Source organism: Bacillus cereus group sp. BfR-BA-01309, assembly GCF_022664315.1.
In the GTDB taxonomy this organism is placed as follows: Bacteria; Bacillota; Bacilli; order Bacillales; family Bacillaceae_G; genus Bacillus_A; species Bacillus_A mobilis.
Map to the genome: position 1 here is coordinate 1 of NZ_JAKUHE010000026.1, position 21876 is coordinate 21876.

Below are 21876 nucleotides of genomic sequence, written 5' to 3' on the forward strand. Positions count from 1 at the left end.
CTCTCCAATAAAGTTAGTTTGTCTAGCATCTAAAAATAAAAATTGACGTTTCACGTTGTTTGTTTCGTTCAGTTTTCAAAGAACTTGTCTGTCGCTCAGAAGCGACTTTATTAATATAACATTTCGTTATATTTTCGTCAACAACTTTTTTCAATAAGTTGTTTTTCGTTTGTTTTGCTTGTTACCTTTCGTGGCAACGAATATAAATATACCAGTTTGATTATTAAAATGCAATAGTTTTTCTAATAAAATTTTTAACTTAGTAAAAAAGTATAAAAACAGCACATTTCTTCTATATAAATATAATTTCTTGCACCCTCAAGAACTACTATCCCCACGTAACTCTTACTCAAATAAAAAAAGCTTTGGAGAAATCTCCAAAGCTTAGTCTTGTTTATGACGCATAGCAGGGAATAATAATACATCACGAATAGATGGTGCATTCGTTAATAGCATAACAAGACGATCAATACCAATTCCTAGTCCACCTGTAGGAGGCATACCGTACTCAAGAGCTTCAATATAATCATCATCCATCATGTGGGCTTCATCATTACCTTGTTCGCGCTCTTTTAGTTGCGCTTCAAAACGTTCTTTTTGATCAATCGGATCATTTAGCTCAGTGAATGCATTTGCATGTTCACGTGCAACGATAAATAATTCGAAACGATCTGTGAATCGTGGATCTTCGTCATTCTTTTTCGCAAGTGGCGAAATTTCTACCGGATGACCGTAAATAAACGTTGGTTGGATTAATTTATCTTCTACTTTTTGTTCGAAGAATTCATTTATAATATGACCAACTTCCATCGTATCCTTAATACCTACATTATGTTCTTTTGCAAGTTCACGCGCTTCTTCTACACTCATTGGATTCCAAAAATCAGCTCCAGAGTGTTCTTTAATCGCATCCACCATATGAAGACGTGTCCATTCTGGCTCTAGATTAATTTCATAATCACCATATTGGATTGTTGTTGTACCTAGTACTTGCTTCGCAATATGAGCAACCATATTTTCTGTTAGTTTCATAATATCTTTATAATCAGCATACGCCTCATATAATTCAATCATTGTAAACTCTGGGTTATGGCGAGTTGATACACCCTCATTACGGAATACACGACCGATTTCATAAACTTTTTCTAATCCACCCACAATAAGGCGTTTTAAATGAAGTTCAATTGCGATACGCATGTATAATTCCATATCTAACGCATTATGGTGCGTAATGAAAGGACGCGCAGAAGCTCCACCTGCAATTGCATGCATCATAGGTGTTTCCACTTCAAGGTAACCATTGTCATCTAAGTATCTTCTCATTTCACGAATGATCTTACTACGAGTAACGAATGTTTCACGACTTTCCATACTTGTAATTAAATCTAAGTAACGTTGACGGTAGCGTTGTTCAACATCTTTTAACCCATGATATTTATCCGGTAATGGACGAAGAGATTTCGTTAATAGTGTAAAGCCCGTTGCTTTCACTGAAAGTTCTCCAACGTTTGTTTTGAATACTTTACCTTCAATACCTACTAAGTCGCCTAAATCTGCTGTTTTAAATAATTCGTACTCTTCATCTCCAACAGCATCTTTACGAACATAAATTTGAACTTGTCCATGTAAATCTTGAATATGTGCAAATCCAGCTTTTCCTTTACCGCGTTTTGTCATAATACGACCAGCGATAGAAACAGAGATTTCTTTCTCTTCTAATTCTTCTTTAGAGAACTCTCCATATAAGCTTAATAAGTCATTTGTTGCATTTGTACGTTCAAATCGTTTACCGAACGGATCGATTCCTTGCTCACGTAAGTTATGTAACTTTTCACGACGAACAAGCAATTGGTCGTTTAATTCTTCGTGGTTCATGTTATCCATGGTATTGATATCACTCCAGCTCTATTAATTTTTACAATATATACAGTATAGCATTTTCTACTCAACTAGAAAAACTGCCAGCAACTAGCTGGCAGTTCTTCTTTCTTTCACGTAATTATAGGAAGTGTATAGAAGAATGTCAATCTTCCCTATCTATTATTAACCAACGTGAATTGTTTGTTGTTTCGCTTCTACTTCTTCTACAAATGCACCTAATACATTCGCAAGGTCTTCACGCGTATTACAAGCATTGATACCATTACGTACAGTTGCATTACCTCGAACACCCTTTAAATACCAAGCTGCATGCTTTCTCATCTCTCTTACAGCGACATTTTCGTTCTTTAAATCGATAAGACGATCCAGATGCAACATACACACGTCAATTTTCTCACGCACTGTCGGTTCCGGCATTAATTCACCTGTCTCTAAATACTTTACCGTACGATAAATCATCCACGGGTCCCCAAGGGCAGCGCGACCAATCATAACACCATCTACACCAATTTCATCAAGCATTCGCTTTGCATCTTGTGGCGTTTCGACATCACCATTTCCGATAACCGGGATATTTACAGCTTGCTTTACTTGTTTAATAATATCCCAATCTGCTTTCCCTTCATACATTTGTACTCGTGTACGCCCATGAACCGCCACCGCTTGTCCGCCAGCACGCTCAACAGCTTTCGCATTCTCAATTGCAAAAATATGATCTGCATCCCAACCAATACGCATCTTAACTGTAACCGGCTTTTCAACAGCATCTACAACTGCTGCTACCATTTCATATATTTTATTCGGGTCTAAAAGCCACTTTGCTCCCGCATCACACTTAATGATTTTCGGTACTGGGCACCCCATATTAATATCAATAATGTCTGCTGTCGTATATTTATCTACATATTTCGCAGCATCTACAAGCGTTTCTTTTTCTCCGCCGAAAATTTGTAAACTTAATGGCTTTTCTCTTTCATCAATATATAACATATCTAATGTTCTTTTGTTATTAAGCAATATCGCTTTATCACTTACCATTTCAGCACAAACTAGGCCTGCACCAAATTCTTTTACTGTCAAACGGAATGCAGAATTACACACTCCCGCCATCGGTGCTAATACAACCGGGTTTTTCATCTCAATATTTGCGATTTTTAACACTCGACTTACTCCTTCCTTCATAGTCACTTTGGCATTAATTCCTCCACCGAAACCTTCAATGCCTTAGCAACTTCCACTACAAAATCTTGGGAAGGCGATCGATTCCCTCTCTCAACTTCACCTAAAACAGATACAGATACCCCTAACTCTTTCGCAAAACCTTCTTGCGTGTAGCCTTTTAGCTTTCGAAAAGCACGAATGCGTCTTCCCCATTTTTCTGCTTCCATACCGTTACTCCCTCTCGCCTTTTCATTTCTTCTACTTGTGAACGTGAAATGTTTTGTTTAATATCTTGATTAATCTCTAACAACGGAACGATAACAAAAGCTCTTTCGAACATCCGCGGATGCGGAACAATAAGATTCTCTGCCTCAATATTTTCTTGATTATATAGCAAAATGTCAAGGTCGATGGTCCTCGGACCCCACCTAATTTCCCTTTTTCTTCCTAAATCATTCTCTACTCTTTGCGTAACTTTCAATAACTCTTGCGGTGATAAATTGGTAGAAATTTTTACAACTAAATTTAAAAAGCAACTTTGGTCAGTATAGCCAACTGGTTCTGTTTCATATACAGATGAAACATCGTTAACTTCGATATACGGGTTTTTATTTAAAAACTGAATCGCTTCAGTTAAATACGTGTGACGTTCTCCGATATTTGAGCCTAATGCAATGTAAGCTATATTATTCATGGACGTTCTCTCATAATTTCCACTGCTACAGCACGATAATGCCCCGGTATCGGCGGATCTGGTTTAATTACTTTAATTGTACAACGGCAAATACTCTCATATTGTTTCAATATATCTGCAGCAATATTTTCAGCGATACTCTCCACCAGCTTATACGTTCTATCTTCAACAACTTTTCTACATAATTCGAAAAGTTCTCCATAATTGACAGAATACTCTAAGTCATCACTTTCTCCCGCCTGCTTCAAATCCAATTCCACCGTTAAGTCCACTTTAAATCTCTGACCCAATTTATTTTCCTCTGGGAATACACCATGATAACCGTAAAACTCCATATCATGAACATAGATTTTATCCAATTACTTTACCCCCTTACCAATCATCGCATCCATCATCTTAGCCATACGTGACATTTCCTTCACATCATGAACACGAACAAACTCACAGCCCTTTTCAATACCGAGACAAACGGTAGCTCCCGTTCCCTCAAGACGTTCCTCTACCGGTAAATCTAGCACATGCCCAATAAAGGACTTTCTTGAAGTACCTAACAGCACTGGGTAACCTAGCACGTTTAACTGTTCTAAATTACGCATCGCTTCTAAATTTTGTTCAGGTGTTTTAGCAAAACCGATGCCTGGGTCTAAAATGATATTCTCATCTCGCACACCCGCATCTTTAGCAATTTTAATACTGTCATATAAATCAGCAACCATATCAGCCATTAAATTGCGGTAATTCATGTTATCGCGATTATGCATTAAAATAATAGGTACATCGTAATGAGCTGCAACTTCAGCGATTTTTGGTTCCGCCTTCGCTCCCCAAATATCATTAATAATATGAGCACCCGCCTCTATTGCCTGTTTTGCAACTTCAGCTTTATACGTGTCGATAGAAATAGGTAATTTCACTTCTTGTGAAACAGCCTGAATCATCGGAACGACTCGCTTGATTTCTTCTTCCACTGATACTTTAGCAAAACCCGGTCGAGTAGATTCACCGCCGATATCAATAATATGAGCACCTTCATCTCGCATTTCTTTCGCATGTCGCACCGCAGCCTCTACCTCGTTGTAACTCCCACCATCAGAAAACGAATCTGGTGTTACATTTAAAATCCCCATAATTAAGGTTTTTTCATTTAAGTTCAATGTATATTCGCCGCAGCGCAAATCATAATCCCACTTCAAACTACACATCTCCTCTTCACAATTCATTTCTGCTCCACAATTTCTCTCTCTGCATTTCATAAAGACTCATAAACCTTTTTGTAACCATACCTACTTTACCCGGGAAATCTCGTCCCTCTACATGATAAAGTGGAACAATTTCTTGAATCGAGTTTGTTACGAAAACTTCATCAGCTGAAAGTAATTCATCTTTTGTAAAGAAACCTTCCTTTACTTCTATCCCTAACTCTGCAGCAACCTTTATAATAAACGCACGAGTGATACCATTTAAAATCCCCGTTTTTAACGAAGGTGTATATAAAATACTACCTTTTACGAAAAAAAGATTCGAAACAATACCCTCTGCAACATAACCTGTTTCAGTAAGGAAAATACCTTCCTTATTCACAACGTTTCCAATTTCACGTTTCCCTAAAATATTATTTAAATAATGATGAGACTTCAAGCGGGATGCACCTTCTGGTGTATTTCGCACTTGCTTTAAAACAACCCCTTCTTTTTCCACTACATCTCCCGGGGCTGCTAAAGGTTTTATAAAAACAATAACAGACGGCTCTTCATACATTTCCGTTTGCAATCCAATTTCATCTATACCCGCCGATACATTAAAACGGACATACGCATGCTCTAATTCATTCTTAACGAGTAGGTTCTTCAAAATAAGCAACACTTCATCTTTCGTCATTGTCCATTTAATTTGCAATGTATTCAGCGCATCTATTAAACGATCATAATGATCATCCAATAAGAAAGGATGACCATTATAAATACGAAATGTCTCAAAAACTCCAAGGCCATATAAATAACCATGGTCATAAGGAGAAATTCTTGCTTCATTTGCTTCTACATACTCACCATTTACGTAAATTAACATGATGTCACACTTGGACTGTATTTACGAATGAAATTCTGCAACAACTCTTTCCCGTGGGAAGTCATAATCGATTCCGGATGGAACTGTACACCTTCAATCGGTAACGTTTTATGACGGAGCGCCATAATTTCCCCTTCTTCCGTCCAAGATGTTACCTCTAAGCAATCAGGTAACGTCTCTTTCTTAACGATAAGGGAATGATAGCGCGTTGCAGTAAACGGATTAGGAATATCCGAAAAAATCGTCTTTCCGTCATGATGCATAAGCGATGTTTTTCCATGCATTAAGCGCTCAGCACGAACAACCTCTCCACCGAACACTTGTGCAATGGATTGATGCCCAAGACAAACCCCAAAAATCGGAATCTTCCCAGCAAAGTATTGAATAACCTCCATACTAATACCTGCTTCATTCGGACTACACGGACCTGGTGAAATCATTAAAAAGTCTGGTTTCATATTCTCAATATCTGAAATAGCCACTTCATCGTTACGTTTAACAACAAGCTCTTGTCCGAGTTCTCCAAGAAACTGCACTAAATTAAATGTAAAAGAATCATAATTATCAATCATTAATATCATTTCTCTCACCTAACCGTTTCTTCACTACGTTCTTTTGCACGCCATAAAGCAATCGCCTTTTTTAACGACTCTTTATATTCATTTTCCGGATTTGAATCAATTACAATTCCCGCTCCTGCTTGTACATGAGCCTTTCCATCTTTAGCAAGAAGTGTTCTAATTACAATATTCAATTCTGTATCTCCAGAATAACCGATCCAACCGATTGAACCTGTATAAATCCCTCTGCGAACAGGTTCTAATTCTTCAATAATTTCCATCGTACGTATTTTCGGGGCACCAGTAATTGTTCCCCCAGGGAATACAGCCTTCACTAAATCAAAAGCATCTTTATCTACATCCACCTCACCACGCACATTAGAAACAATATGCATTACATGTGAGTATTTCTCGATTACCATAAATTCATCTACTTCTACAGTGCCATATTTACAAACACGTCCTAAATCATTTCGTTCTAAATCTACAAGCATGACGTGCTCTGCTCTTTCTTTTTCGTTCTCAATTAATTCTCTGGCTAATGCTTCATCCTCTTGCTCATTCGCACCTCTAGATCTCGTTCCAGCAATTGGTCTTGTACTTACTTCGGTTCCTTGTTTCTTAATTAACAACTCCGGCGATCCACTAACAATTTGAAAATCTCCCAGCTCCAAGTAACCCATATATGGAGATGGATTAATTTCACGAAGACTTGTATAAATTTCTAGCGGGTGTGTTTGTAACGTTCTTTCTTGTCTCGTCGACAAGTTCACTTGGAACACATCACCAGCACCAATATATTCTTGAATACATTCAACCGCCTTCATAAAGCTTTCTTCTGTAAAAGCAACTGCTTCACTTTTCTTTTCAGGGCATGCAAATGGTATAGTCACTTCCGGCGCTTCTGTCGCCCAAAGAACCTTCCACTCATTTAATCGCTCTTTTGCCTCTTCATGCTTATCTACATAATGTGTAATAATCCATAATACTTTCTCTTCTTGATCATACACAAACACATCATCAAATAATAAAAAGAATATATCAGGTATATTAATGTCATCCTCCGCAAGAGAAGGAAGTTTTTCAATATAACGAATGCAATCATAACTAAAGTAACCAATCGCACCACCTTGAAAAGGCGGGTACTCTGGATTATAGTCCGTTTTCCATCGCTCCATATATTCCTGCATTAAATCTAATGGGTTTCCTTGCTTTATTGTTTCCTTACCACTTTCGCTTATATGTAACGTTTCATCCTTCCCTCGGATTACCGCTACTGGGTTCAACCCCACAATGTTATAACGACCGCCACGTCCACTTTCTAACAAAATATGTTGCGGTTTATCCTTAGAAAGAAATTTATATTGCTTAAAGAAATCTAACTGATATGGAATAGAAAGCGCTAAAGATTTTCTTCGTTGCATATCAACACCCCGTCTTCTTTTATCCCACCCTCTTAAAGTAACCACCACAAACTACATTCATTATGTATATAGAACGGTTATACTCGAAGGCTAGTGAAAATAAATTAATTATACTATCTCTTATTTTACATGAAGTTTTCTAGTCATTCACTCTTTTCCTATTTCCAATCCAAAAAGAAAAAGCATCCTTTTTCAGGGATGCTTTTTCAATCACATATAATTAAGACTCAAATTGATAAAGTGGTGTACTTAAATAACGTTCACCGTTACTTGGGATAATAACAAGTACCTTTTTCCCTTTACCTAACTTTTTCGCAATTTCTGTTGCCGCATAAATAACCGCTCCAGAAGAGATACCAACTAAAATACCTTCCTCTTTAGCCACTCTTCTTGCATATTCAAATGCTTGCTCCGTTTTCACTTGAACAATTTCATCATATACTTCTACATCCAATGTCTCTGGGATGAATCCCGCCCCAATTCCTTGGATTTTATGTGGACCTGGTTTCCCACCAGATAATACTGGTGAATCCGCAGGTTCTACTGCATAAATTTTAATATCTTTATACGCTTCCTTCAGTACTTCACCAGCACCAGTAATCGTTCCACCTGTGCCAATACCTGCAATAAACGCATCTAATTGATCGCCCATTTGTTCAACAATTTCTGGCCCTGTTGTTAAACGATGAATTTCTGGATTCGATTGATTTTTGAACTGTTGCGGTATAAAGTAACCATGCTCTTTTGCTAATTCAGTCGCTTGACGAATTGCTCCACCCATTCCTTCAGGCCCTGGAGTCAATACTAATTCCGCACCGTAAGCACGTAATAAATTACGACGCTCAATACTCATTGTTTCTGGCATTACTAAAATTGCCTTATATCCTTTAGCGGCCGCTACCATCGCTAAACCAATTCCTGTGTTACCACTTGTTGGTTCAATGATTGTATCGCCTTCTTTTAATAATCCTTTTTTCTCAGCATCTTCAATCATAGCTAATGCAATACGATCTTTAACGCTGCTCCCTGGATTCATAAATTCTAATTTTAAGTATATATCTGCGCTGTCTGATTCTACGATGCGGTTCAACTTAACGATCGGCGTTTTCCCGATTAATTCTGAAACTGATTGTGCCACTCGCATTCCTGTCACTCCTAACACCGAGTATTTTTATTGGTTTTATCTTTATTTAGATTTTGTCAGAAAATTCCCTGTTTGTCAATCTATTTAGGGGGAGAATCCCCTTAATATCCTTATTACAAACTCTCGATTAAATTTGTAATATCTTCTTTAGAGAACTTGTATCGCTCATTACAGAAATGACAATGAACTTCTGTCTCTTCTTCTTCTGCACGAACTTGCTCTAACTCTGTTTTACCTAAACTAATTAACACACTCTCAATACGTTCGCGTGAACATGTGCAATTAAATTGAACATCCATCGTTTCTAATACTTTTACTTTATCTTCTCCAAGAACTGCATACAGTAACTCTTCTGGAGAAAGCCCTTGTTCGATTAACGTTGATACAGGAGGAATGTTCTGCAAACGATCTTCAATGAATGAAATTGTTTCTTCCTGTGCACCTGGCATAATTTGAAGGATAAATCCACCTGCCGCTAATACGCTGTCATCTCCATTTACAAGAACGCCAACTCCTACAGAAGAAGGTGTTTGCTCAGAAACTGCAAAATAATACGTGAAGTCTTCTCCTAATTCTCCTGAAACAATTGGAGATTGACCAATAAACGGCTCACGCATACCAATATCTTTAATTACTGTTACAAATCCTTCAGTACCTACCGCTTGATATACACGTAATTTCCCTTGTTCCGTTCCTTCAAAATCAACATGTGGATTCGTTACATAACCACGTACATCCCCATTCGCATGAGCATCTACTAAGATGGGGCCAATCGGACCATTACCTTCTACCTTAATCGTTAACTTTTGGTCACCTTTTAACATTGCGCCCATCATTGTACCTGCAGTTAAAGAACGACCAAGTGCCGCTGAAGCTGTTCTCCATGTGTCATGACGTCTTTGCGCCTCACTTACTGTGTTTGTAGTACGTACACTATATGCACGCACTTCTCCATCAAACGCTAACGCTTTTACTAAATAATCTTTCATACTCATTTATTCACCTTTCTCATGCTGTAAATTTGCATTACGCTCGTATAACATATACAAACCTTTTAATGTTAAAAATGGATCTACAACATCAATTACATTCGATTCTTCTGAAATTAATTTCGCCAATCCACCTGTTGCAATAACTTTCGGTTCTTGTTTAGCTTCCTCTTTCATACGCTTAACAATACCTTCCACTTGTCCAACATAACCATAAAGAATACCCGATTGCATCGCACTTACCGTATTCTTTCCAACAACACTGCTTGGTTTTGTAATTTCAATACGAGGAAGTTTTGCCGCTCTACTATATAAAGCCTCTGCTGAAATCATAATTCCCGGCGTAATAACTCCACCCATATAATGCTTTTCTTCGTTAATATAACAATATGTAGTAGCCGTACCGAAATCGACAATAATAAGCGGACTTCCATATAAGTGGATTCCTGCCACCGCATTTACAATTCGGTCCGCGCCTACTTCACGTGGATTTTCATATTTAATATTTAGCCCCGTTTTTATTCCAGGACCTACTACAAGCGGTTTAATTTTAAAATATTTTTCACACATGCGCTCTAAAGCAAACATAATTGGTGGTACGACTGAAGACACGATAATACCTTTCACATCTTCAAACGAAAGACCTTCATGCTCAAGCAACTGCTTTACAAGCATTCCATATTCATCTTCTGTCTTATGACGATCTGTTTCCATGCGCCAATGTTGACGAAGTTCCCCCTCTTCAAACACGCCTAGCACAGCATTTGTGTTCCCTACATCCAATACAAAAATCATATTCTCACCACTTATCTTATTTAATCTATATTTGTTCAGTATGTATAAAACTTATAAAAACATCATATCACACATACTTATATAATCAGCTTTTCTATCCTCATCATTTTACAAAAAGATTACGCTCTATTTCAATTTTTAATACCAAATTTATTTAAATTCTTTTTCTACTTCATTTCGTTCCACAAATAAAAAAGGAGTGACTATCGTCACTCCTTCATCTCTTACTTATCTTCTGATTCTTCATCGTCCTTCTTCATGTTGATGTTTACTTTCACATCAGCTGAAGATGTTGGACGTTCTGGCAATCTGCCGTAATCACATAAATGATTGATTTGCTCTGCATCTAACGTTTCTACTTCAAGTAACGTTTTCGCAATAAGATCTAGTTTATCACGATTTTCAGTAAGAATTTCTTTCGCACGAGCATAACAGTCTTTCATAATCGTTTGCATTTCCACATCGATTTCATGTGCAATTGCATCACTGTAGTTTTGTTCTGAATGGAAGTCTCTTCCTAAGAACACTTGACCACCTTGTGAGCTACCAAATTGCATTGGTCCAAGCTTATCACTCATACCGAATTCCGTAACCATACGTCTTGCAATGCCAGTCGCACGTTGGAAGTCGTTGTGAGCACCTGTACTCACTTCACCAAACACAATCTCCTCAGCTACTCGACCACCAAGTAAACCAGTGATTTTATCAAGTAACTCTGGCTTTGTCATGAAGTAACGATCTTCTTTCGGAAGCATTACTGCATATCCACCAGCTTGACCACGAGGGACAATTGTTACTTTATGAACGACATCTGCTTCATCAAGAACAACACCAATTACAGTGTGGCCCGCTTCATGGAAAGCAACGATATTACGTTCTTTTTCAGAGATAACACGACTCTTCTTAGCCGGACCTGCAATAACACGATCCGTCGCTTCATCAATGTCGCTCATATCAATTTTCTTCTTATCTTGACGCGCAGCTACTAAAGCAGCTTCGTTTAATAAGTTTTCAAGATCGGCACCAGAGAATCCTGGTGTACGAGTTGCAATTGCTCTTAAGTTGATATTCTCATCAAGCGGTTTATTACGAGCATGTACTTTCAGTACAGCTTCACGACCATTTACATCTGGACGATCGACTGTGATTTGACGGTCAAAACGACCTGGACGTAATAACGCTGGGTCAAGAATATCAGGACGGTTTGTCGCAGCGATGATAATAATACCTTCGTTTGCACCGAATCCATCCATTTCAACAAGCAATTGGTTCAACGTTTGCTCACGCTCATCATGGCCACCACCAAGACCTGCGCCACGTTGACGTCCTACCGCATCAATTTCATCAATGAAAATGATACAAGGAGCATTTTTCTTTGCATTTTCGAATAAATCACGTACACGTGATGCACCGACACCGACGAACATCTCTACGAAATCAGAACCACTGATAGAGAAGAATGGAACGCCTGCCTCACCTGCAACGGCACGTGCTAGTAAAGTTTTACCTGTACCTGGAGGTCCTACTAATAGAACACCCTTCGGAATACGGGCACCAACTTCAGCGAACTTACGAGGGTCTTTCAAGAATTCAACTACCTCAACAAGCTCTTGTTTCTCTTCATCCGCTCCAGCAACATCTCTGAAACGAACTTTTTTCTTTTCGTCATTATATAACTTCGCCTTACTTTTCCCGAAGTTCATAACACGGCTACCGCCGCCCTGAGCTTGGTTTAATAAGAAGAAGAATAAAATGAAGATAATAACAAACGGAATGATAGAAGTAAAGAATGTTACCCAAGCACTTGTTTCTTCTGCTGGTTGATACTTAACTTCAGCACCTTGCGCTTTGTCATTAATTTTCTTTTGTAATTCCTCAGTATTTGGTGCATAAGTAACAAATTGTTCTCCTTGGCTAGAGTTGTTAAATTGTCCTTTTACCTCAAATACACCATTTTTCGGTTGAAGTTGCACATTACGCACTTCACCTTTTTCTAGTTTAGTAATGAATTTATCGTAGCTAACTGATGTCGTTTTTTGTGTCGAACCATTAAAATAGCTCACGATTCCAATTACTACTAGGAATATCAGTAAATAAAAGATGGTATTACGGAAGATACGATTCATTCCTAACCTCCTCTCACGGCATAAACACTATAGTAAATCGTAACATAGAAAAAATTTCCTATACAATTGTGACGCCTGTATTTAATTAATTTGAGTAAACGCTTGGTTTTAATACTCCTACATAAGGAAGATTACGGTACTGCTCTTTATAATCTAATCCATACCCTACAACAAATTCATGCGGTACAGTAAATCCAACATAATCCGCTTTCAAATCTACTTTGCGGCCTGTTGGCTTATCTAATAACGTAACAATTTTTACAGATTTCGCTTTACGATATTTAAATAGGTCTACTAAGTAGCTTAGCGTAAGACCGCTATCAATAATATCTTCAACAATTAAAATATCGCGACCTTCTACAGAAGTATCAAGGTCTTTTAAAATTTTCACTTCGCCTGTTGAAACAGTAGAGTGACCGTAACTAGATACAGCCATAAAGTCCATTTCAAGATATGTATCTGTTCTCTTTAATAAATCTGCCATGAATGGCATTGCACCCTTTAATACGCCGATTGCAAGAGGTACTGTGTTTTTATAATCCTCTGCAATAATTGCGCCTAATTCGAGCACCTTTTCTTGTATTTGTTCTTCAGAAATTAATACTTTTTCGATATCTTGATTCATCATTTCATTATCCTCCCGGAAGACTCCTTGCTTTGTAGTGAATAATCATATATTTATCCTTCTTTGCTGTCTCTTTCGAGATAGCAAATGCAGATCGCTTCAACAAGGGTATCCAAATAATATTCCCACTTGCATCACAAACGACCGGCCATTCTTCTCTTTTTTCTCTTGGTACTTTTGCTTCGATAAAAATAGTTTTTATCTTTTTTGTGCCATTCATACCTTGTATTGACATACGATCTCCATTTTCTCTAGAACGAATACGAAGTGGATATGATATATCATTATACTTAGCAACAAATACTGTTTCATTCATGTTACTTGGTATATCTTCGCTCACCTCTGCTACAAGCTTATCCCCGTTCGATAGCGTAATTGTCCCGGGCACTGATAAATCTTGTAAAAAAGGAGAAACAATTTCTTGTTTAAATCCAAAGTTGCACTCCTCGTATGCGCGAACAATTTTTAAATCACCTGGGAAATCAAGTGAACCCGAAGGTTGTGTCCGCTTAAAAAACTCAATCACTTTGTCAATATGTATAGAGGAAAGAGAAGATGGAATCTTATATTCATAAAGATAGTTTAATATTAGTTGAATCCCTCTTCTTTGTAAAGGCATAGACATGGATTCAAAGGCAGGAATTGATAAGCTAATTTGTTTATCACTTTTTTTTGTAATTACTTTATTCATTTTCTCAAAAGCTAATTCCTGCAAATACGCCTCATCCTCTTGCATCTGCATGCTAAATTTTTGGAATTTCTCATGCACTTGTGAATTTTCTTCTTTCAAATGCGGAAGGACATATTTACGTAATCGATTCCTTGTATATACTTCCTTTTTATTACTTGGATCTATACGAGGAATTATTTTTAGCTTATTACAGTAATCAACAATTTCTTCCTTCGTTACTCCAAGTAACGGCCTAATTAAATATCCATTATGAAAAGGACGCTTCACTGCAATGCCTGCATATCCTTTCGGAGTACTCCCTCGCACAAGGCGCATTAAGATCGTCTCTACTTGGTCATCACCATGATGTCCAAGAGCTACATATCTCGCATCATATTTCTTCATTATTCTTTCCAAAAATGCATATCTGCATTCTCTAGCAGCAACTTGTGCATTCATCCCGTATTGCTGTTGATATTGCGACACATTAATCCTTATCGTTTCGCAAATAACTCCCAGTCCCTTACAAAGATCCTGCACAAACTGTAGGTCCTCATGAGATTCATCACCTCTAAACATATGATCCACATGCGCCACTACAATTTCAAACTTTTTTGCTGCTCTTTTTTCTAACAAATAATATAGAAGAGCCAAAGAGTCAGGACCACCAGAAACCCCCACAACAATTGTTGAATGTTCCTTTAATACATCATGCTGCTTTACAAAGTCATCTACCTTTTCAACAAATGTATCTTTCAACTTCGTAATCACCTTTCATTAAACAAGAACAGCAACGTTAGTTACCTTGTTTATAATGGTACAACTTTTACAAACATTGTGCAAAAAAAAGATATACAAAAATTACATTTTTATCTTACATCATCCGTACATATTCACAAAAATAATACCATTATCTTTTAAAGCAAAAAAACCTAGGCATCCACCTAGGTTTTTAGAACGAAACATCATGCTTAAAGTGTCACTTTATTGTGCCTGCATTCCTACAATTGGAATCGTAGCCCACTTCGGCATATTTTTCTTCACTTTCGCCACAACAATAGTCATATCGTCATTTATATAACCATCACCGGAGCGAATCACCTCTTCCATAATGATATCAGCAATTTCTTGTGGATCTTCGGTTTGTAATTCTTTAATTTTTCGTTTCATCCATAGTTCATGATTCTCCACATGTTGCGCTCCCTCAAAAATCCCATCACTCATCATAATAAGAATATCACCCGTTTTTAATTGTTCACCTACTACATCAACTTCAACATCCTCAATAATCCCCATCGGTAAATTACTTGCCTCAATTTTCAAAATATTATTTGCGCGTTTAACAAAACTCGGTGTCGACCCAATCTTTAAAAACTTCGCGCTCGCATCCCGCAAATCTACCATAGCTAAATCTAACGTCGTAAACATCTCTTCTGTTGTCCTTAAAGAAAGAATAGAATTGATAGACTTAATCGCTATTTCCTCATCAATGCCTGATTGAAGTATTTTTTGTAATAATTTCACCGTTTCTTTACTCTCCATATGAGCTCTTTGCCCATTTCCCATACCATCACTAATTGCAAGCGCATATTTACCGACACTTAGATCCATCATCGCATAAGAATCACCCGAAACAAACCCACCGCCTTTTGCAGCTGTAGCCAACCCAGTATCAAGAGAATACGTTTTTGCCGAACCAAATGATATTAAGCTGTGACCGTTCGGATAAGAAGACTTTTCTTCATGTTTAACAACTATATTTTCCTTTAGAATATCAGAAAGCATCGGTGCAACTAATTTTTCACACTCTCCATGTTCATTAGATGCAACCGGAATTAGCATTTCAATATCAATACTTCCTCTATCTAAACAATAAATATCAACGTGCTCTATTTCTACACCAAAATCACGAAACGCTTGCAAGATCTGTTCTTCTTGTACTTGGTGATTTTCTCGTTCTCTTTGTATCTCCTTAGCAAAATCCTCCATAACTTTTGATACACCTAATAGTTGCTCCGCTACTATTCTACGATTTTCTTTCATTTGCTTTCGTAATTTCTGTCCCTCATAGAAATGATCTAATTCACCAGCTACTAAATCCGTCACTTTCTTTCCTCTCACACAATGCTTGTCCCATTCACGGACTAACTTCCGATTATGCTGCAACGTCCCCTCTTCCGTTTCACTCATTATTTGTTTCATATAGTCGTACGTTTTATCGAAATTAACTACCCAGCATTGGTCCTTTTTAAAGCATGTTTGACATGTTTTTGCAGTAATTGTGCTTAAGAACAAGTCTGCCTCCGTCTCTTTATCTTCCTCCTCCACATATCCATATACAGAAAAGCTATTAGATAAAGCAGCAAATACATTGGCAAATTGATTAATTTTATTCGCTGTAACATCACGCATCCTTCTTAAATACTGTTGTTGATCTTGCGAATGTTCCTGTGTGCCTGGCATGAATTTAGCAATACGATCCATAACAAGTTTCGGTGTTAATAAGAAGAACGCAATCGCCACACCAGATTCAATTAAAGTTGTCACAATGTTTGTTTGTTTGTCTACATATAGCGTAATCAAGCTCGTCCCAATTAATAAACCTAAACTAACACCTAAACGCTTTCCTTCTTTTAACAAACCACCAAGCAACCCAGAAAAAGCAAGCAGACTAAGTTGAGACAAACTAGAGACATTCGCTAAACTTAATATTAATCCAGTGACGACCCCCACTGTAGATCCTGTAGCCGCCCCCGCGATAAATGCAAACACGAGCACTAAATACCTAGTAAAAATATGTTGAATAGAAGCGTCATATACAAACCAATCTGTTGTACCTGTTAAAACAGATGCTAGTAATATAATTAAACAAACAATTTCTTCTGTCTCTAGCGCTTGTTGTTTACCTTTTCGTTCGACTAAAAGCGGAACACTTTGTAAAAATATCATAGTTAATACGAAGCTAAGCCCTGCCTCAATCGTACTAACGAGTAAATCGTACATGGTAACAGTTTGTTGCGCAAAATATACGACAACTAAATGTGCGGTTAATGCGGAGATAAATACTTGGAATGGAACAAGTCCGACAGTTTTACGTGTAAACCGACTAAAGAAGATATTATAAATGAAGAAAGTAAAAATAGATGCAAAGGTAAAGAATAAATTATCTATCGAAACTGAAAGTGCGCCCCCCATTAGAGCCAAGAACGCGAGCGGCATTTTATCCCGCTTCATAACATAAACAGCAGCAAAAAACGGCAGTGCAAACGGTAAAATGTTTGTTAATATATATGCTCGTCCCAAAAGAAAACCAATAACAACAATAATAAATCCCCATCTAAAGAAAACTTGTTCAAACTTCATTCGCAACTTACTTGTCCACTTTCCTGCTCCAAGCTGACTCTCATTCATTGCCAATGCACTTGTATTCATAGTATTCCTTCCTGCTTTAGGCATATTTTTAACACCACCTGCATAGTTTAATTACTGTCATTATAAAAGATGATTATTGGGATTTTTGTCAAAACAACAGTTTTCACTTTTATAATCGTTCGACTTTTTATTCGAAATAACTCTACATATATACACGGTATGTAATGTATCCTTAATATTTTAATCGAACATTCAGAAAATATAGGGTGATTTTGTAGAAGTGTTGTATGTCTTAATTTATTTAACAAAAAAAGATCATGCAAATTTGCATGATCTTTTTAGGATGACCCGTACGGGATTCGAACCCGTGTTACCGCCGTGAAAGGGCGGTGTCTTAACCACTTGACCAACGGGCCGTTAAATTAAATATAGCGGCGGAGGGGATCGAACCCCCGACCTCACGGGTATGAACCGTACGCTCTAGCCAGCTGAGCTACACCGCCATGTCGTCTTATTTAACGGACAATTAGTATCTTACCTCAGATATAATTTAAAGTCAACACATCTTGAAAACTTTTTTAAAAATATATTTTCACATATAAAAAAGCACCCTGAGCAATCGCCCTGGGTACCTCTCTATATGCTAAGAATTAAACGTTCTTATTATCCGCGACGTGCGCCACGGCCACCACGTTTAGATTCTGTGTTACGCTTTAAAGAAGTTAAACGATCTTCACTATCCTTTAAGAAACGTGCCATCTTTTGCTCGAATGTTTCTTTTGGAGCTCGTTCGTTACCGCCGCCACGGTTATCTCTGTTGAAAGAACGATTATTACGTTGTGGACGTCCAGAACGTTGTTGATCGCCACCACCGCGTTGGTATTCACCACGTGGACGATCTCCTTCTGTTTTTTCACGCTCTTTCGCTTTTTTAATAGATAGACCGATCTTGCCATCTTTTTCAACGTTAATAACTTTTACTTCTACTTGGTCGCCCACTTTTAAGTGATCGTTAATATCTTTCACATAATTATCAGCAACTTCACTAATATGAACAAGACCCGTTAAGCCTTCTGGCAGCTCCACAAAAGCCCCAAAATTTGTAATACCTGTTACTTTACCCTGTAACTTGCTGCCTACCTCGATTGACATAAAAAAAATGCTCCTCCTTAGTGGTTAAAAAGTCAAATTTTACTTTATTATATATAATCCTAAAATATAGTGTCAATAAGACATACTCTACTTAGAAACAGGAAAAATTATCTCCCCTTTTCCAGAGAAGAAATAATCCCTTCTAGCAATCTTTAATACGTACTCTTCATCATTTAACTTTTGAACTTCGTCTTTTAGACTCTTTTCTTTATTCGTTAATGAATCCAGTTCTTTTTTCATGTCCTTAACTTTTGCTTCTTTTGCTCTAATGGAACTGTTTTGTTGATAAAACGTTACACTAATACTCGCAATAATTGTAAAAGCAAAGACAAGAAAAACCGCTAAACGGCGATAAAGTCGCTTCCTGTTCTCATCCGTTTGTATTATATGCTCTTTAACAGGATTTGGACTCTGTTTTTCGATTGTTCTTTGTCTCAGTTCCCTCATTTCCGAGGTCCCCCTAACTTCTTTTTTATACGCTCCCATAATTGGAAGATATGTCCCTTTAATTTTGCTATATATTGCAGGAACCCTACATGTTTCATTATAAAAAGTTTAACACGATTAGGGAGAAGTTTCCATATGAGCGAAGCAATAAATCGAACAGGCCAGAAAAAAACTTTCCATATGAAAAGTAATATCCAAATCACCATTTTCCATAACACATGTCCAATTGAAAGCAGTATACGAAATAAGAATAATATAAATGCAATAAATAGCTGCGCTATAATAATAACAGGTTTTATCATGAGTAGCTTTATAATTTGAACAAAAAAGTGTGTTGTTTGCATAAAAATATAGATGAGAAAATTTAACAATCTCATGTATATTGCTTTCAATAAGCTTTGATACGCCGCAAAACCACATAATAATGCCAAAAATACATATATACGTAGTTCAGCTTCATTTACAAGAAGCAATACGTAAAAAACGAATAATGCTTGGACAATCCAAAATAGTATATCATATATAAATACAAGCCAACGTTTACGTTCCTGACGATTTAAAAATCGTTGGTATGTATCTAAAGATGCCCCAACCCAAGCACCCATTCCGATCATTGAGAGCATCGTATACAACTGAATTGTTAGACTCATTTAAACAACTTACTAAAGAATCCTTTAGTTTTCTCCCCTTGATTCTCATCAATATACAGCATCTCATGAACTTTCCCTTTAATTGATACAACACCTTTTTCCACATCTAAATTTTTCATTTGCAAATTTTGACCACGAATTGTTAAAAAGCCCATTACAGTCTCAAGCAAAAACTCTTCGCTATCAAAACTCTCTACCTGCTTTACACCGGTAATATCAATTACACGCCTGCCACGCATAATAATATCATGCTCTACAGAAACATTTTGTTGATTAGAAGACATAGGTGAGTAACCATTATTCACGTAAATCCCCCCATACATTTATACTAGCTAATAGTAATGTATGAAGGGATAATTGATTTTAGAACAAGCCTTCTTCAGCCTTTACTTTTTCTTCGCGAACTAAGCTATACATATTTGCTGCATCTTCTTTTTTAGTCGTTTCTTTCAATTCGTTTATTTTTACAGTTACTATTTTTTGACCAAAACGAATTGTTAATTCATCAGCTACTTTCACATCCGAACTCGCTTTTGCCACTTGACCATTAATTGCTATTCTTCCTTGATCAGCTACTTCTTTCGCTAATGTTCTTCTTTTAATTAAACGTGATACTTTTAAAAACTTATCTAGACGCATATCAAATCCCCCTATTAACGCTCTGTTTGTTTTGCCTCTTCCCATAAAACATCTAACTGCTCTAATGATAAATCTTGCATCTCTTTATTCATTTCAGCTACTTTTGCCTCCATGTATAAGAAACGACCGACGAATTTCTCATTCGTTGAATGTAACGCTTCTTCGGGATCTATTTTATAATGACGAGCAATATTCACAAATGCAAATAGTAAGTCGCCGAATTCACCTAACATCTTCGCCTCATCCATGTTTGTAACTTCTTGCTGGAACTCTTGCCATTCTTCTAAAGCTTTTTCTATCATCGGTTGTACATCAACCCAATCAAAACCAACCTTGCCAGCTTTTTTCTGGATTTCATAAGCGCGTAGTAACTGTGGCAAACTTTTTGGAACTCCATTTAAAACAGATTCTTTTACGAATCCTTTTTCTTGTTTTTTAATTTCTTCCCAATTAGCAAGTACTTCATCGGCACTATTTACATCCGTATTCCCAAATACATGCGGATGGCGACGAACCATTTTCTCAGATAAAGTTCGAATAATATCATCTATAGAGAACCAGCCTTCATCCTCTCCGATTTGGGCATGCAGCATAACTTGTAATAATACATCCCCCAGTTCTTCTACTAAGTGATCATCATCCTCTTCATCAATTGCTTCCAATACTTCATAAGCTTCCTCGATTAAATACTTCTTTAAAGATTGATGTGTTTGCTTTTTATCCCACGGACAACCATTCGGGCCACGAAGGTCTGCAATAATTTCTCTAAGCACGTCAAACTGTTGATACAAGGACGCACGTTCCTGAACTGGTGGTACATATACACTCGTTAAATTATTTAATTCCGTTTCATGATCTAACATGTACAACGGCACCTTTTTAACTTGTTCAAATGAAGTCCCTGCAGCTGTTACGATATACACTTCATAATCATCTGGCAGCATCTCCATTAATGTTAATTTCACATCAGATGCAACGAATGCGTCATATACTTGGCAAAAGATTAAATGTTGACGTAATTCTAATTGCCCTCTTTCAAATGATGTAGCATCAATTAATTGGAATCCTTCAATCGGGTCAATCTTTAGACTTGCAAACATAGGATCAAGGAAACTTTGTCCACCTTCAATGCGCACTTCAACATTCGCTACTTCGCCTTTTTCCAATAGTAGCTGAACCGTTCTTTCCGCTACAAGCGGATGCCCTGGCACGGCATAGATGATTTCTGTGCCTTCAGCTTGTTCTAACAATGTATTCGCAATTGTTTCATATACAATTTCAAACGTATCATGTGCTTCATACACACTGTCAAAGGCTGTATATTGTATACCTTCTTTCTCCAACTCTTCTATAACGGGATGTTCCTTCGTTCTAACAAACATGTGATCTGCTTCTTTTATTTTTCGATATACACCCATCGTTAACTGATCTAACTCACCAGCACCTAATCCTAAAATAGTAATGATTCCACTCACAACCT

General features: G+C 37.3%; 21 protein-coding genes, 2 tRNA genes and 1 pseudogene. All 24 read right to left on the bottom strand.

From position 1 onward, the window contains the following. Positions 1-384: 384 nt before the first annotated feature. Entirely contained in the window at positions 385-1884 is a 1500-nt protein-coding gene (gene lysS, locus MR115_RS27210) for a lysine--tRNA ligase (protein ID WP_000369672.1), read from the bottom strand. 159 nt (positions 1885-2043) lie between these two features. Then, positions 2044-3042 carry a tRNA dihydrouridine synthase DusB gene (gene dusB, locus MR115_RS27215; protein ID WP_000912237.1) on the bottom strand — a complete coding sequence of 333 codons (999 nt, stop codon included), beginning with the start codon at positions 3040-3042 and terminating at the stop codon, positions 2044-2046. A 23-nt stretch (positions 3043-3065) separates the two neighbouring features. Next, positions 3066-3269: a helix-turn-helix domain-containing protein gene (locus MR115_RS27220; RefSeq protein WP_000387029.1), complete on the bottom strand. Its 204-nt coding sequence runs from the start codon at positions 3267-3269 to the stop codon at positions 3066-3068. After that, the gene (gene folK / locus MR115_RS27225) at positions 3221-3736 is read right to left on the bottom strand and encodes a 2-amino-4-hydroxy-6-hydroxymethyldihydropteridine diphosphokinase (RefSeq protein ID WP_242243386.1); all 516 of its coding nucleotides are present in this window, start codon (positions 3734-3736) and stop codon (positions 3221-3223) included. The genes MR115_RS27220 and folK overlap by 49 nt, the downstream gene beginning before the upstream one ends. After that, positions 3733-4095, bottom strand: a complete 363-nt coding sequence (gene folB, locus MR115_RS27230; RefSeq protein WP_242243387.1) for a dihydroneopterin aldolase — start codon at positions 4093-4095, stop codon at positions 3733-3735. Before folB ends, folK begins: the two co-directional genes overlap by 4 nt. Beyond that, complete coding sequence (gene folP / locus MR115_RS27235; protein ID WP_242243389.1) at positions 4096-4956, bottom strand: dihydropteroate synthase; 861 nt, start codon at positions 4954-4956, stop codon at positions 4096-4098. Then, a complete protein-coding gene (pabC, locus tag MR115_RS27240) occupies positions 4946-5803 on the bottom strand; it encodes an aminodeoxychorismate lyase (RefSeq protein ID WP_098596936.1) in 858 nt (285 codons plus the stop codon). The genes folP and pabC overlap by 11 nt, the downstream gene beginning before the upstream one ends. Continuing rightward, on the bottom strand, positions 5797-6384 hold the full coding sequence (gene pabA / locus MR115_RS27245; RefSeq protein ID WP_242243391.1) for an aminodeoxychorismate/anthranilate synthase component II: 588 nt from the start codon (positions 6382-6384) through the stop codon (positions 5797-5799). The genes pabC and pabA overlap by 7 nt, the downstream gene beginning before the upstream one ends. 5 nt (positions 6385-6389) lie before the next feature. Further along, a complete protein-coding gene (gene pabB, locus MR115_RS27250; RefSeq protein ID WP_242243392.1) occupies positions 6390-7787 on the bottom strand; it encodes an aminodeoxychorismate synthase component I in 1398 nt (465 codons plus the stop codon). Positions 7788-8007: 220 nt separating this feature from the next. Further along, entirely contained in the window at positions 8008-8931 is a 924-nt protein-coding gene (gene cysK / locus MR115_RS27255) for a cysteine synthase A (protein WP_001261702.1), read from the bottom strand. Between the two features lie 113 nt (positions 8932-9044). After that, on the bottom strand, positions 9045-9920 hold the full coding sequence (gene hslO / locus MR115_RS27260; RefSeq protein WP_061678927.1) for a redox-regulated molecular chaperone HslO: 876 nt from the start codon (positions 9918-9920) through the stop codon (positions 9045-9047). Between the two features lie 6 nt (positions 9921-9926). Then, on the bottom strand, positions 9927-10715 hold the full coding sequence (locus tag MR115_RS27265) for a type III pantothenate kinase (protein ID WP_000578367.1): 789 nt from the start codon (positions 10713-10715) through the stop codon (positions 9927-9929). A gap of 224 nt (positions 10716-10939) precedes the next feature. Continuing rightward, positions 10940-12841: an ATP-dependent zinc metalloprotease FtsH gene (gene ftsH / locus MR115_RS27270; RefSeq protein ID WP_001079662.1), complete on the bottom strand. Its 1902-nt coding sequence runs from the start codon at positions 12839-12841 to the stop codon at positions 10940-10942. A gap of 85 nt (positions 12842-12926) precedes the next feature. Continuing rightward, entirely contained in the window at positions 12927-13469 is a 543-nt protein-coding gene (hpt, locus tag MR115_RS27275) for a hypoxanthine phosphoribosyltransferase (RefSeq protein WP_000981838.1), read from the bottom strand. Further along, a pseudogene (gene tilS, locus MR115_RS27280) lies at positions 13466-14895 on the bottom strand (tRNA lysidine(34) synthetase TilS). Before tilS ends, hpt begins: the two are co-directional and overlap by 4 nt. A gap of 225 nt (positions 14896-15120) precedes the next feature. Continuing rightward, positions 15121-17592 carry a stage II sporulation protein E gene (gene spoIIE / locus MR115_RS27285; protein ID WP_242243393.1) on the bottom strand — a complete coding sequence of 824 codons (2472 nt, stop codon included), beginning with the start codon at positions 17590-17592 and terminating at the stop codon, positions 15121-15123. A 260-nt stretch (positions 17593-17852) separates the two neighbouring features. Beyond that, positions 17853-17924 (bottom strand) — tRNA-Glu (locus MR115_RS27290). A gap of 13 nt (positions 17925-17937) precedes the next feature. After that, positions 17938-18011 (bottom strand) — tRNA-Met (locus MR115_RS27295). 160 nt (positions 18012-18171) lie between these two features. Beyond that, the gene (locus MR115_RS27300) at positions 18172-18660 is read right to left on the bottom strand and encodes a S1 domain-containing RNA-binding protein (RefSeq protein WP_061678909.1); all 489 of its coding nucleotides are present in this window, start codon (positions 18658-18660) and stop codon (positions 18172-18174) included. An 87-nt stretch (positions 18661-18747) separates the two neighbouring features. Then, a complete protein-coding gene (gene divIC / locus MR115_RS27305; RefSeq protein ID WP_001208737.1) occupies positions 18748-19107 on the bottom strand; it encodes a cell division protein DivIC in 360 nt (119 codons plus the stop codon). Continuing rightward, positions 19104-19757: a spore cortex biosynthesis protein YabQ gene (gene yabQ, locus MR115_RS27310; protein ID WP_061678910.1), complete on the bottom strand. Its 654-nt coding sequence runs from the start codon at positions 19755-19757 to the stop codon at positions 19104-19106. Before yabQ ends, divIC begins: the two co-directional genes overlap by 4 nt. Further along, positions 19754-20062: a sporulation protein YabP gene (gene yabP, locus MR115_RS27315; protein ID WP_001059101.1), complete on the bottom strand. Its 309-nt coding sequence runs from the start codon at positions 20060-20062 to the stop codon at positions 19754-19756. The genes yabQ and yabP overlap by 4 nt, the downstream gene beginning before the upstream one ends. A 58-nt stretch (positions 20063-20120) precedes the next feature. Next, positions 20121-20396 carry an RNA-binding S4 domain-containing protein gene (locus tag MR115_RS27320; RefSeq protein ID WP_001234875.1) on the bottom strand — a complete coding sequence of 92 codons (276 nt, stop codon included), beginning with the start codon at positions 20394-20396 and terminating at the stop codon, positions 20121-20123. Between the two features lie 14 nt (positions 20397-20410). After that, complete coding sequence (gene yabN, locus MR115_RS27325) at positions 20411-21871, bottom strand: bifunctional methyltransferase/pyrophosphohydrolase YabN (RefSeq protein WP_242243394.1); 1461 nt, start codon at positions 21869-21871, stop codon at positions 20411-20413. Between the last annotated feature and the right edge of the window lie 5 nt (positions 21872-21876).

Bases quoted from the DNA above. Each gene is read 5' to 3' on its own strand.
- spoIIE (WP_242243393.1), bottom strand. From the start codon at position 17,592: ATGCCTAAAGCAGGAAGGAATACTATGAATACAAGTGCATTGGCAATG.
- cysK (WP_001261702.1), bottom strand. From the start codon at position 8,931: ATGCGAGTGGCACAATCAGTTTCAGAATTAATCGGGAAAACGCCGATC.
- MR115_RS27265 (WP_000578367.1), bottom strand. From the start codon at position 10,715: ATGATTTTTGTATTGGATGTAGGGAACACAAATGCTGTGCTAGGCGTG.
- folP (WP_242243389.1), bottom strand. From the start codon at position 4,956: ATGAATTGTGAAGAGGAGATGTGTAGTTTGAAGTGGGATTATGATTTG.
- MR115_RS27300 (WP_061678909.1), bottom strand. From the start codon at position 18,660: ATGTCAATCGAGGTAGGCAGCAAGTTACAGGGTAAAGTAACAGGTATT.
- hslO (WP_061678927.1), bottom strand. From the start codon at position 9,920: ATGAAAGATTATTTAGTAAAAGCGTTAGCGTTTGATGGAGAAGTGCGT.
- lysS (WP_000369672.1), bottom strand. From the start codon at position 1,884: ATGGATAACATGAACCACGAAGAATTAAACGACCAATTGCTTGTTCGT.
- MR115_RS27220 (WP_000387029.1), bottom strand. From the start codon at position 3,269: ATGGAAGCAGAAAAATGGGGAAGACGCATTCGTGCTTTTCGAAAGCTA.
- pabB (WP_242243392.1), bottom strand. From the start codon at position 7,787: ATGCAACGAAGAAAATCTTTAGCGCTTTCTATTCCATATCAGTTAGAT.
- yabQ (WP_061678910.1), bottom strand. From the start codon at position 19,757: ATGAGTCTAACAATTCAGTTGTATACGATGCTCTCAATGATCGGAATG.
- folK (WP_242243386.1), bottom strand. From the start codon at position 3,736: ATGAATAATATAGCTTACATTGCATTAGGCTCAAATATCGGAGAACGT.
- pabC (WP_098596936.1), bottom strand. From the start codon at position 5,803: ATGTTAATTTACGTAAATGGTGAGTATGTAGAAGCAAATGAAGCAAGA.
- hpt (WP_000981838.1), bottom strand. From the start codon at position 13,469: ATGATGAATCAAGATATCGAAAAAGTATTAATTTCTGAAGAACAAATA.
- divIC (WP_001208737.1), bottom strand. From the start codon at position 19,107: ATGAGGGAACTGAGACAAAGAACAATCGAAAAACAGAGTCCAAATCCT.
- ftsH (WP_001079662.1), bottom strand. From the start codon at position 12,841: ATGAATCGTATCTTCCGTAATACCATCTTTTATTTACTGATATTCCTA.
- MR115_RS27320 (WP_001234875.1), bottom strand. From the start codon at position 20,396: ATGCGTCTAGATAAGTTTTTAAAAGTATCACGTTTAATTAAAAGAAGA.
- pabA (WP_242243391.1), bottom strand. From the start codon at position 6,384: ATGATATTAATGATTGATAATTATGATTCTTTTACATTTAATTTAGTG.